Origin of the sequence: Pseudomonas sp. D1HM, from assembly GCF_019266105.1 — a bacterium.
Taxonomy (GTDB): Bacteria; Pseudomonadota; Gammaproteobacteria; order Pseudomonadales; family Pseudomonadaceae; genus Aquipseudomonas; species Aquipseudomonas taetrolens.
Genome location: NZ_LRMN01000014.1, coordinates 1 through 12,620, shown reverse-complemented (window position 1 = coordinate 12,620; position 12,620 = coordinate 1). Strand labels below are relative to the sequence as shown.

The following is a 12,620-nucleotide window of genomic DNA, read 5'->3' as shown; positions in this document are numbered from 1 at the left end:
GGCAAGCACCGAAAAAGTAATGTGTTTTTAGCGCGTACAAACTTTTCGCTTAGCGCTGCCAACGTCTACGCTTCACTCAAGCGCATCCAATATGCGTACGTGGATCAGGTAATTATGGGCGCACTGTGGCATTCCAACTCGAGTAGAACAGCAGTGCCTGAAACGACAATGGCGGATACCCCGCCCCCGCCGAAAAAGCCCGGGGGCAAGCGCTACGGCTGGCGCATGTTCTGGTTAATCGCGGTGATCGCGTTGGTCGCTCTGGGGTTTGCGGTCGCCAAAGAAACGCGCACCTCAAAACTGCAGGCCAGAGAGTTCAGTCAATTTGCCAGTTCATTGAGTTACTCAATGCAGCCCGGTCCTTCCGACTCGATGCGCTATCCCGGTGATGGCCCTTTTGATAAACGTCTAGGCTACAGCGCAATAGATGACTTCCTGCCTCGGCTGCTCAAGCGTGACTACATCATTGCCGAGCAAGCCCGCTTTTCGCCTGAACTGCTGAGCTATACCGAAAAAGGTTTTTTCGTACCCTACGCAGAAAAAATTCAGGCAGGACTCTCAATCACTGATTGCTCCGCGGCACCGCTCTATCAGTATCACTATCCGCAGCAGCTCTATTCGAGCTTTGCGGACATCCCGCCGCTGGTGGTTCACAGCCTGCTGTTCATTGAAAACCGAGACCTGCTTGACCCGAAACAGCCACAGGCAAACCCGGCTGTCGACTGGCCACGCTTTGTCATGGCTGCCTACTCGCAAGTGGCCAAGCTGTTGCACTTGCCTGGACAGTCTGCGGGCGGCAGCACGTTGGCCACCCAGCTTGAAAAATACCGCCACTCGCCTGATGGGCTGACGGGATCAGGCAGCGAAAAGTTGCGCCAGATGATCTCGGCCAGCGTGCGTGCATATCAGGATGGCCCGCAAACCCTGCCTGTACGGCAAAAAATCGTACGTGACTACCTCAACAGCGTGCCTCTGTCGGCGGTGCCCGGTCACGGTGAGGTACACGGCATGGCTGAGGGCTTGCGCGTGTGGTACGGCGCCGACTTCAATCAGGTCAATCAACAACTGGCCAGCACCGCTACAGACCCTGAAAGCCTGGCGCAACGTGGCCTGGCGTTGCGCGAAGTGCTCTCGCTAATGATCGCCCAGCGGCGGCCGTCGCACTATCTGGCTAAGGGCCGCGAGGAATTGGCGCAACTGACAGACAGCCACATCCGTCTGCTGGCACAAAACAATGTCATTGACCCGGCCCTGACCGCCGCCGCGCTGGCAAGCCGGGTGACCTACCGCGACTGGCGAGTGGCGCCGACCATTCAACCCATCGAAACCAACAAGGGCATCAGCGTTGCCCGAAGCCGACTTTCATCCTTGCTCAAGCGCTCATTTTACGACCTCGATCGTCTCGATCTGATGGCCACCAGTACGCTGCAGACTGAGCTGCAGCAGCAGGTCAGCGATTATTTGCGCCAACTGGCAGACCCGGTGTTTGCCGGAAAACTGGGATTGCTCGGCGAACGTTTGCTGACGCCAGGCAGCACCGCCCAGGTGCGTTACAGTTTCACCTTGTTCGAACTCACACCGGACGGCGCGCGAGCCCGGGTGCAAACCGACAACACCGACCAGCCCTTCGACATCAATGAAGGCAGCAAGCTGGAATTGGGGTCGACTGCCAAACTGCGGGTCATGACTTCGTACCTGCAAATCATTGCCGAACTGCACGAGCGCTACGGCAACCAATCCAGCGCCCAGCTGAAAAAAATCCAGATCAGTGATCAAGACCCGCTGACTAAATGGGCACTGGCCTACCTGATCCAAACCCCCGGATCGAGCCTTGCCAACATGCTTGCTGCGGCACTCGATCGAAAATACTCGGCCAGCCCTGCCGAAGGTTTCTTTACCGGCGGTGGCATGCATCGTTTTAACAACTTCCGGCATCAGGACAATGGCCGTAGCCCGACTTTGCGCGATGCCATCCGGGAATCGATCAACCTGCCTTTCGTCCGCCTGATGCGTGACGTGGTGCGCTACACCATCTATCAAGCACCGAGCAATAATGCCGACCTGCTCAAGGACGATAGCAATCCGTTACGTCAGGAATACCTCAGCCGCTTCGCCGACCGCGAAGGCACGACCTACATGCTCAAGTTCTGGAAAAAATACAAGGGCAAGGATTCACAAGCCCGCCTGGACACCTTTCTGGACAGCATGCGCCCCACTGCCATTCGTATGTCAGCGGTGCATCGCTACCTGTTTCCCCGTGCAGATCAAGCCACATTCAACACTTTCGTGCGCTCACACCTGGGCAACGCGAAAGTCCCCGATGATCGTCTCGACAGGCTCTATCAAAGCTATGGTCCCGGGGCTTACGACCTGCCCGACCAAGGCTATATCGCCAAGGTCCACCCCTTGGATCTGTGGCTGCTGGGTTATTTACTGAACAATCCCCAAGCCACTTTCCAGCAGGCGGTTGCTGCCAGTCAGTTCGAGCGTCAAGAAGTGTACAGCTGGCTGTTTAAGAGTCGGCACAAGAGCGCACGTGACAGTCGTATCCGCACCATGCTGGAAATCGAAGCGTTCCTGGATATCCATCAGCGCTGGCAAAAAGTCGGGTACCCGTTCGATCACCTGGTGCCCTCGCTCGCGACCGCGCTGGGCAGCTCCGGAGATCGCCCTGCTGCCCTGTCGGAGTTGATGGGGATCATTCTTAACGATGGCGTGCGCTTGCCGGTCTTGCGCATCGATACCCTGCATTTCGCCGCAGGTACGCCCTATGAAACGCGCTTGACCAATGACCCTGACAAAGGCGAGCGTGTGATGCCCAGCGAAGTCGCCACGGCCCTGCGCGAAGCCCTGTCGCAAGTGGTAGATGCCGGTACGGCACGCCGGGTTTCAGGCAGTTTCACCCTGAAAGACGGCTCGCCGCTGGGTATGGGCGGCAAAACCGGCACCGGCGATAACCGGATCGAAAGCCTTGGCGCAGGCGGCCGCCTGATCAGTTCCAAATCGATCAATCGCACGGCCACATTCGTGTTCTACATCGGCGAACATCATTTTGGCACCCTGACCGCATTCGTCCCGGGACGTTCGGCCGAAACCTTCAAGTTCACCTCCGCGCTGCCTGTGCAAGTGCTCAAGGGCATGGCGCCCATTCTCACGCCTTATCTGCAACCCGGCACCCACACGTTGTGCCATCCCCCGCTTCAAGCGAACACCGCCGCGAAATAAGCGTGAAGGCATAACGGTCAATGATGAGAATCATTGCCGTTCGTCTGCTGCGTTTGCAGCCTATTAAGATATATCTTAAGTTCTATCTTATTGAAGAGAGGAGCAAGAGATATGAGAGAGCATCATCACCACAAAACACAGGGTGTCGGCCAAGACGGCTTTGAAAATCGTCCCGGGCGCGAACGCGGCGGGCGCGGGCCCAGGGTCTTCGCCCCTGGTGATTTGAAATTACTGCTGCTGGCACTGATCGCCGAGCAGCCTTGCCATGGCTACGACTTGATCCGCCAGATCGAAGGCATGTTTGACGGCGCATACAGCCCGAGTCCGGGCGTTATCTACCCGACCCTGACTTTTCTTGAAGAGAGTGAACTGATCCAGGGTGACGCTGAAGGTGGCAAAAAACGCTATACCGTCACCGATGCAGGTCGCCAGTCTCTGACTGATCAAGCCATTGCCCTGAACGGCGTGCGCACACGGATTGACGTCAGCAAACGCTCCCTGCGTGGCCATGATCGCCCCGCTGAAATTCATGAGGCGGTACACAACCTGCGCCATGCCTTGCAAATGCATCACGGTCGCTGGAATGCGGCAGAGATCGCGCGGGTCAGTGACTTGCTCAACAACACCGCCAAAGCCATCGTCGAGGGCCCTGTCTCAGCCGGGTCTGCGCAGGAGAATGCCGAATGAATACTGCCAACGCCCAGACCATTCACCGGGTCATGCATGAAATAAAGCGCCGCAAACTCGAAGTGCTACGGGTGGTCGAGCTGACACCGCGCATGCGACGCATCACTGTGGGTGGCCCGGAGTTGGCGGGTTTTATCAGCTTGGGCAGCGATGATCACGTAAAGCTCTTCTTCCCGCAGAACGCCGAAGAGCAGGCGATGCTGGACACGCTCGAGTTAAGCGCCGGCTTGAAAAACCAGGCGATGCCGCCGATGCGTGACTACACACCCCGCCGCTATGACTTGAACACCCTTGAGCTGGACATCGACTTTGTATTGCATGGTGATGGCCCCGCCGCCACTTGGGCGGCTCAGGCCAAGCCTGGCCAGTGCCTGCACATCGGCGGCCCGCGCGGGTCGATGGTGGTACCGGATATCTTCGACAGTTACCTGTTGATTGGTGACGAGACCGCTATACCGGCCATCGCTCGCCGTCTGGAAGAGTTGCCCGCCAATCGCCGTGTTCAGGTCGTGGTCGAGGTGCAAGATGCATCTGAAGAACAAGCCTTGTGCAGTGCCGCTACCGTCGACGTGACGTGGGTCCAGCGCAATGCACCGGCACGCACGCTGCTTGAGACGGTTGAACAGTTGTCCCTGTCCGAAGGCACGCTATACGCCTGGGTCGCAACGGAGAGTGCACTGTCACGCAAGGTGCGCAAAGTATTGCTCGACCGTCATGGATTGAACGAAGCGTTCGTCAAGGCGGTGGGTTACTGGCGCCTGGATGACAGCGCTGAGGCGTAAGCCCCTCTCACGAACAGCCTTCAAGGGTGCAGCGCACTTCACTGCTATGAATGGCCCTGTAGCCGCTGCAGCAGGCTGCGATAAGAGCCGAAGGATCTTCAACGCAACCCGTCTCAGCCTTCGGTAGTTGCTGCAGCATTTTGAGTGCAGCGTGGCGACCGCTACGCCTGAGGCCGGGCTCTGCCCCCGAACCACCGATCCAGGCCCACCGTGACCAGCGCCATCCCTACAAACCCCGCCAGGATCCCGCTGGCATTGATACAGGCCTGCACATAACCCAGGTTGTCGACGTCAATAAACGGGTACGGGTAAAAGCCCAGCAGATCTCCACGCAACATAATGCAGGCGAAGTACAGGATCGGATACAACACCCATAATCCGATATGCCTCAATCGCAGCAAGCCTTTGGGGACAAAAAACCACCAATACAGCGCAAACAGGACAGGCATGACATTGTGCAGCAACGCATTGGCCAGCCATTGCATCCCCTGAGGTTGCCAGAGCTGACGCAGCAGCACGTTGTAAGCCACACCGACAACGATAATGCTGACAGCAATGCCGCTACTGACCCACGGCTGCATAAAAAAAGCCTGACACTTTGTGGGCTCACGATGGTCCGCAGCGCAGGTCAGAACAGCCGCGGCCAGTGTGTTGGTGAGGATGGTGAAAAAACTGAAATAGTTCACCAGGCCGCCCAGCAGACTTGCGTCCGACATCCAGCGGCCAAGCAATATCAGATAAAGCTGAATAGCCAGCCCGCCCCATCCCAGTAATGCCATCAGGGTAAACAGCCGCTGCTTTTGCGCAGCACTCCATCTCCCCCACCGCGGACTCATGGACGGGTCAAAGCTCGCGTTTGGTGCGGGCGTACTTCACATAGAGCTTCTCGACCTTTTCCCGTGCCCACGGCGTTTTGCGCAGAAACGTCAGGCTCGACTTTATGCTCGGGTCACTTTTGAAGCAGCGTATATCGATACGCTCAGCCAGCCCTTCCCATTCGTAATGCGCCACCAGCGCCGTGAGGATCTGTTCCAGCGTCACGCCATGCAATGGGTTGTTATTGGGTTCAGTCATGCCGAGCCTTTTTAAGCAAGAGAGGGAAAGCCGCGCACCATAGCCGAGCACTTGCTCAGGGGGAAGCGCATTCGCCCGCGACTGAGTTTAGCTATGGCTGATACCTGGCAAAAAAGTTCCGCTCGGCGAGCACAAAAGAGATGTTATATTGTAACAACAGTTATTATCATAGCCTTCGTTGAATGCGCCCCTCTCTGCCAAGGAACCTGCAATGTCATCCCCCGCTCTTTCCCGTCACGTGCGCTGCCTGCGCCTGACGCCGCTGGCCACCGCACTGCTGATCTCCTCTCCGGTCTACGCGCTGGAGTTGCAACCCCAAGTCATTACCGGCAATCCCCTGGGAAGCACCCGGCTCGCCTCACCGACCACGGTACTGGAAGGGGATGACCTGACCTTGCAGCAGCAAGGCAGCCTGGGTGAAACCCTGAACAAACAACCCGGGGTGTCTTCGTCCTATTTCGGCCCTGGCGCCAGCCGCCCCATCATTCGCGGGCTGGATGGCGATCGCATTCGTGTTCTGCGCAATGGTGTTGGCGCGCTGGATGCCTCGTCGCTGTCCTACGATCACGCGGTGCCACTGGATCCGGTCACTGTCGAGCGCATTGAAATCGTTCGTGGCCCGGCCGCGCTTCTGTATGGCGGCAATGCGATTGGCGGCGTGGTCAATACCTTCGACAACCGCATCCCCACTGAAGCCATTGAAGGCATTCAGGGCGCCGGAGAGTTGCGCTACGGGGGGGCCGCTACAACGCGCAGCAGCGCAGGAAAACTGGAAGCCGGTGATGGGCGCTTCGCTCTGCATCTGGACGCTAACTCCCGCACATTCAGCGACCTGAAAATCCCCGGGGAAGCACGCAGTCGTCATGCTCCGGAAAGCGAAGACGGTGACGGCAAAAAAGGACGCTTGGGTAATAGCAACGGTCGTCAGGATGGCGGCGCGCTGGGCGGTTCCTATACCTGGGACGACGGTTATGCGGGTCTGTCCTACAGCACGTATGACGCTAATTACGGTTCACCTGCCGAGCAGGATGTGCGCATCCGCATGAAGCAGGATCACTACGCCTTTGCCTCCGAACTGCGCAACCTGCAAGGGCCGTTCACCTCGTTGAAATTCGATGCGGGCTATACCGACTATGAACACCGCGAAATAGAAGGGGGCGAGATCGGCACTGTGTTCAAGAACAAGGGCTATGAGGCCCGTGTTGAAGCACGTCATGTCCCTTTCGGGGCCCTGAACGGGGTGGTCGGTGCTCAAATTAATCGCAATGAATTTTCAGCACTGGGTGAAGAGGCCTTCGTACCTCAGACCGATACCAACAGCGGCGCGCTGTTTATTCTCGAAGAGTTGCAGGCCACCGAGCGTCTCTCGCTCAGCCTGGGCGGGCGGCTGGAACATACGGTGGTCGACCCGGACGCCAAGGGCAATGAGCGCTTTAACGCAGCCGACCGCTCCAATCGCTTTACCACTGGCAGCCTCTCATCCAGCGCAGTCTTCACGCTGACGCCCATCTGGTCGGTGGCTGCCACGCTGGGCTATACCGAACGCGCCCCTACGTTCTACGAGCTCTATGCCAACGGCGCTCATGTCGCCACGGGCACTTATGAAGTGGGCAATGCCAACCTGTCGAAAGAAAAAGCCATGTCCAGCGATCTGGCACTGCGTTTTGATAATGGCACCCACAAGGGCAGTGTCGGCGTGTTTTACAGCCATTTTTCCAATTACATCGGTCTGCTGGGAACTGGTCGCACACTTAACGACGAAGGAGAAGCTGACGCCGACGGTATCCCCGAATACACCTATTCCGGGGTCAGAGCACGCTTCACCGGCTTTGAAGCCAAGGATCTCTGGCAGCTTGGCGAAAGTGCATACGGCAAGTTCGCACTTGAACTGTCAGGCGACTACACCCGTGCCACCAATCTCGATACCGGTGAGCCGCTGCCACGGATCGCGCCTCTGCGCCTGAGCAGCGGTTTGCTATGGGAACGGGATCGCTGGCAGGCACGAATCGACGTCGAACACGCCAGCAATCAAGGCCGGGTACCGGAAAACGAGACCGGGACCGATGGCTACACCACCTTGGGCGCAAGCGCCGGGTACCATTTTGATCTGGGCAGCAGCCAATGGCTGGCATTCGTCAAAGGCGACAATCTGACCAACCAGACCGTGCGTTATGCCAGCTCAATTTTGCGTGACATCGCGCCAGCGCCGGGACGCGGAATCGAGGTAGGACTACGCACCGCCTTCTAAGCTGCAGACCAGACAGCACAAGGGCTCCCCCCGCTTTGGAGCCCGCACTGTCTGAGACAAAAAACCACTGAGACGAAGGGTCGCAGCCCACTGTTACCGATTCCGAAATGATCCATGTCATTTAAAGTGCTGTTTCTAAACGTTTCATGCCTTTATCATTTCCACATTAAGGGCTGAAACGTTTCATACCGCCCTTAACTCTTGAAGGATCAGTCCTGTCTATCAAGACAGCGCTACCCACGACACATTCATACCTATAAAGACTCGCACCTCGACCTATGTCCAACTTCTTGATTTTGCGCAAACCCCGCGCGCTATGCCCTATGGCCGGGCAAAAAGCCCTGGGCCTGATTGGCGGTCTGACCGCTATGGGCTTTGCTGCCTGTGTGCAGGCGACCCCCGCTTTCGATAGCGACTCCAAGTGGATGTTAGGCGATTGGGGCGGTACCCGTACCGAGCTGGAAAAACAAGGCTATAGCTTCTCGCTCGACTACGTGGGCGAAGTAGGCTCCAACCTGCATGGTGGCTATGACCACGACCGTACCGCGCGCTACAGCGATCAGTTCGGCCTGGGGACGCACCTGGACCTGCAGAAGATTTTGGGCTGGGAAGATGCTGAGTTTCAACTGACGGTGACTCACCGCAGCGGCAACAACATCAGCAATGACCGTATCAATGACCCGCGTGTCGGCGGATTCACCTCGGCTCAGGAAGTCTGGGGCCGTGGTCAAACTACGCGTCTGACCCAGATGTGGTACCAGCAAAAGTTTCTCGACCGCAAACTCGACATCAAAGTCGGCCGTTTCGGTCAGGGCGAAGACTTCAACAGCTTCCCGTGCGACTTCCAGAACCTGGCGTTCTGCGGCTCGCAGGTTGGCAACTGGGCCGGCAGCATTTGGTACAACTGGCCCGTCAGCCAGTGGGCGTTGCGCGTCAAATATCACCTCACGCCTGAACTGTACGCACAGGTCGGAGCCTATGAGCAAAACCCGTCCAACCTGGACCGCGGCAATGGTTTCAAGCTCAGCGGCAGCGGTACTCAAGGCGCGGTCATGCCGATTGAACTGGTATGGACGCCAAAAATTAATGGCCTGCCAGGGGAATATCGCGCGGGTTACTACTACAGTAATGCCAAGGCAACCGATGTTTACAAAGATGCCAATGACCAGCCGGCAGCACTGAGCGGCGAGGCTTACCGCAGCAGTTCGAGCAAACACGGGATGTGGCTGGGCGTGCAACAGCAGCTCACTACCCGCGCCAGCGATCAGTCCAGGGGGTTGAGTGTGTTCGCCAATGCCACCATGCACGACAAAAAAACCAATGCCATCGATAACTATGTCCAGGCAGGCATCGTCTACAAGGGTGTGTTCGATGCCCGGGCCAAGGACGACATCGGCTTTGCAATCGCACGTGTCCATGTGAACCCGGCGTACCGCAAAAACGCACAGGCCACCAATCAGGCACGCGCCGTCTACGACTTTGACAACCCGGATTACCTCCCCCCGCAGGACACGGAATACAGCGCCGAACTGTACTACGGCGTCCATGTCACAAACTGGTTAACCGTTCGACCGAACCTGCAGTACATCCGTCACCCGGGGGGTGTCAGCAAGCTGGATGACGCTCTGATCGGCGGCCTGAAGATCCAGAGTTCGTTCTGATGAACGAGCGGTAGCCCACTTGAAGCAAAACACTTTTTTCAGTTGATTCATTCCCGCGTCGGCCGGTCATTACGACAAGCATTCACGGGTACACCTTTAACGTAACGGAGAACCACACTATGAGCACTGATGGTGCTTTCAGTCGCAGTCGCTTGCTACCGAGCCTCCTCGGTATCTTGCTGCTGCTAATGGGCCTGGCCATGTTGGCCGGGGGTATCAAGCTGGTGACGCTCGGCGGGTCGATGTATTACCTGCTGGCCGGTATTGGCTTCGGGTTATCGGGCGCATTGCTGATAGCAGGACGCCGCGCCGCACTGGGCCTGTACGCACTGGTGTTGTTCGCCAGCACCGTCTGGGCCCTGGTAGAAGTCGGCCTGGACTGGTGGCAGCTGGTGCCGCGCCTGGCCCTGTGGTTCGCCATCGGTATCGTACTGTTGCTGCCCTGGTTCCGTCGTCCGGTTCTGCGCGGTCAACCGGCACCGGTTGCTACCGGCGCGCTGAGCGTTGCCGTGGTATTGGCTGGCCTGGCTGCACTGGCCAGCCAGTTCACCAGCCCGGGTGAAATCAAAGGCCAACTGGACCGTGATGCCGTACCTGACATGACCAACACCGCACCGGCAATGCCCGATGGTGACTGGCAGTCCTACGGTCGTACCGCTTATGGCGACCGTTACTCGCCGCTGAAAGAAATCACTCCGGAAAATGCCCACAAGCTGGTTCCAGCCTGGACATTCCGTACCGGTGACATTCCGAATGATGGCGATCCCGGCGAGACAACTGCCGAAAATACCCCGCTGAAAGTCAATGGCATGCTGTACGTGTGTACTCCGCACAGCCAGGTCATTGCCCTTGACCCGGACAGCGGCAAGGAAATCTGGCGCTACGACCCGAAGATCAGCACTCAGAACGCTGAAAACTTCAAAGGCTGGGCGCACATGACCTGCCGCGGCGTGACTTATCACGACGAAAACACCTACGCCAAAGCCAGCACCGAACAAAGCGCTGCCGAGCCTGCTGCTGCCACTTCGAGCAACTCGTGCCCACGTCGCCTGTTCCTGCCGACTGCCGACACCCGCCTGATCGCACTGAACGCCGACACCGGCAAAGTGTGTGAAGACTTCGGCACCAATGGTGCGGTTGATCTGCGTCACAACATCGGCAACTTTGCTCCCGGTGGCTACTACTCCACCTCGCCACCTGCCGTGACCAAAGATCTGGTTGTGATTGGCGGCCACGTGACCGACAACATCTCCACCGACGAACCATCGGGCGTGATCCGTGCGTACGATGTACGTACCGGCAAGCTGGTGTGGAACTGGGACAGCGGCAATCCGGAAGACACCACTCCGATTACCGAAGGCCAGACCTACACTCGCAACTCGCCTAACATGTGGTCGATGTTTGCCGTCGACGAAGACCTCGGCATGCTGTACCTGCCGATGGGCAACCAGACGCCAGACCAATATGGCGGCGACCGTACCGAAGATTCCGAGCGTTATGCCGCAGGCATCACGGCTCTGGACATCAAGACCGGTAAAGTCCGTTGGTACCGTCCGCTCACTCACCATGACCTGTGGGACATGGACGTGGGTGGTCAACCAACCCTGATGGACCTGAAAACGGCCGATGGCGTGAAAAAGGCTCTGCTGGCTTCCACCAAACAGGGCAGCATCTACGTTCTGGACCGCAACACCGGTAAAGACATCGTACCGATCCACGAAATCCCGGCTCCGGGTGGCGCTGTAGAAGGCGACCGTACGGCACCGACTCAGCCTCGTTCAGACCTGAACATGATCCCGCCGGTCCTGACCGAACGTGACATGTGGGGTGTAACGCCTTTCGACCAGATGCTGTGCCGGATCAACTTCAAATCCCTGCGTTACGACGGCATGTACACCCCGCCATCGCTGCAAGGTTCGATTGTGTATCCAGGTAACTTCGGCGTGTTCGACTGGGGCGGCATCTCGGTTGATCCGGTTCGTCAGATTGCATTCCTGAACCCGAGCTACATGGCCTTCACCTCCAAGCTGGTTCCACAGGCCGATGTGGCAGCAATGGGCCCGCGCAAAGGTGAAACCTCCGGCGTTCAACCGAACAAAGGCGCACCTTACGGCGTGATTCTTGAGCCTCTGCTGTCGCCACTGGGCCTGCCTTGCCAGGCTCCGGCGTGGGGTTATGTTGCAGCGGTCGACCTGACCAACAACAACGTGATCTGGAAGCACAAAAACGGCACCGTGCGTGACAGCTCGCCGGTTCCAATTCCATTGTCGATGGGCGTCCCAAGCCTGGGCGGCACCTTCACTACCGCAGGTGGTGTTGCCTTCCTGAGCGGCACCCTTGACCAGTACCTGCGTGCTTACGACGTGAGCAACGGCAAAGTACTGTGGGAAGGTCGTCTGCCTGCTGGCGGCCAGACCACCCCAATGACCTACACCGGTAAGGACGGCACTCAATATGTGCTGGTCATGGCTGGTGGTCATGGCGGTCTGGGCACCAAAAAAGGTGACTATGTAATGGCGTTCAAACTGGCTGACTAAGCATCACAGCCCGTTGCAGAAAAGGCGGCTATCGAAAGATAGCCGCCTTTTTTTGTATCCCGGATTAAAGCTGAACCGCTCCCCCAACCAGCTCGACTTCGCGCCGCATGATGGCACTTTCAAGTTCCGGCGAGCGCTTGGCCCACTGTTCAGGCGGGAGGGGTTTGGACCATTCAATAATGTCGGGATAGGTGAGGTCGGGGGGTGGAGAGAGTTTCCAGTGTTGCAGCATGTATATTATTGGGCTACCAAAAATAAAGACTCCGAATATTAAAGAGGCGGCCTGGCCTATCTCCGCAGCCCGTAGATGCAACCAAAAACTGTGCGCATAATCGAAGCACGTCCCCCAAATAACTCCCCGCTGCTTCAGACTGCCCCATCCCTCTTCAAAGTCATTGCCTGGGGG

General features: G+C 57.8%; 8 protein-coding genes and 1 pseudogene. 6 read left to right on the top strand and 3 right to left on the bottom strand.

Translation table 11 applies throughout. The annotated features are described in order from the left end of the window. Positions 1-114 precede the first annotated feature (114 nt). The 3 genes from AWM69_RS14370 (at position 115) to AWM69_RS14360 (ending at position 4,694) form a co-directional block, all read left to right on the top strand. Positions 115-3,225: a transglycosylase domain-containing protein gene (locus tag AWM69_RS14370; protein ID WP_218727295.1), complete on the top strand. Its 3,111-nt coding sequence runs from the start codon at positions 115-117 to the stop codon at positions 3,223-3,225. A gap of 111 nt (positions 3,226-3,336) precedes the next feature. After that, the gene (locus AWM69_RS14365) at positions 3,337-3,912 is read left to right on the top strand and encodes a PadR family transcriptional regulator (protein WP_218727292.1); all 576 of its coding nucleotides are present in this window, start codon (positions 3,337-3,339) and stop codon (positions 3,910-3,912) included. Next, entirely contained in the window at positions 3,909-4,694 is a 786-nt protein-coding gene (locus AWM69_RS14360; protein ID WP_218727290.1) for a siderophore-interacting protein, read from the top strand. The genes AWM69_RS14365 and AWM69_RS14360 overlap by 4 nt, the downstream gene beginning before the upstream one ends. A 161-nt stretch (positions 4,695-4,855) precedes the next feature. Here AWM69_RS14360 and AWM69_RS14355 read toward each other — a convergent pair whose 3' ends face one another. After that, positions 4,856-5,473, bottom strand: coding sequence for a Pr6Pr family membrane protein (locus tag AWM69_RS14355; protein ID WP_218727288.1), 618 nt, complete (start codon positions 5,471-5,473; stop codon positions 4,856-4,858). Between the two features lie 64 nt (positions 5,474-5,537). Continuing rightward, entirely contained in the window at positions 5,538-5,768 is a 231-nt protein-coding gene (locus AWM69_RS14350) for a VF530 family DNA-binding protein (protein ID WP_003443274.1), read from the bottom strand. Positions 5,769-5,979: 211 nt separating this feature from the next. Between AWM69_RS14350 and AWM69_RS14345 the strand changes: the two genes are divergently transcribed. The 3 genes from AWM69_RS14345 to AWM69_RS14335 all read left to right on the top strand — a co-directional run bounded on the left by AWM69_RS14345 (position 5,980) and on the right by AWM69_RS14335 (position 12,214). Beyond that, positions 5,980-8,016 carry a TonB-dependent receptor gene (locus AWM69_RS14345; RefSeq protein ID WP_218727287.1) on the top strand — a complete coding sequence of 679 codons (2,037 nt, stop codon included), beginning with the start codon at positions 5,980-5,982 and terminating at the stop codon, positions 8,014-8,016. Between the two features lie 323 nt (positions 8,017-8,339). Continuing rightward, entirely contained in the window at positions 8,340-9,677 is a 1,338-nt protein-coding gene (locus AWM69_RS14340) for a carbohydrate porin (protein WP_218727463.1), read from the top strand. A 119-nt stretch (positions 9,678-9,796) separates the two neighbouring features. Then, positions 9,797-12,214, top strand: a complete 2,418-nt coding sequence (locus tag AWM69_RS14335; RefSeq protein WP_218727286.1) for a glucose/quinate/shikimate family membrane-bound PQQ-dependent dehydrogenase — start codon at positions 9,797-9,799, stop codon at positions 12,212-12,214. Between the two features lie 64 nt (positions 12,215-12,278). On the opposite strand, the pseudogene AWM69_RS22895 reads toward AWM69_RS14335, so the two are convergent. After that, positions 12,279-12,620 (bottom strand): annotated as a pseudogene (locus AWM69_RS22895) (hypothetical protein); the annotation flags it as partial.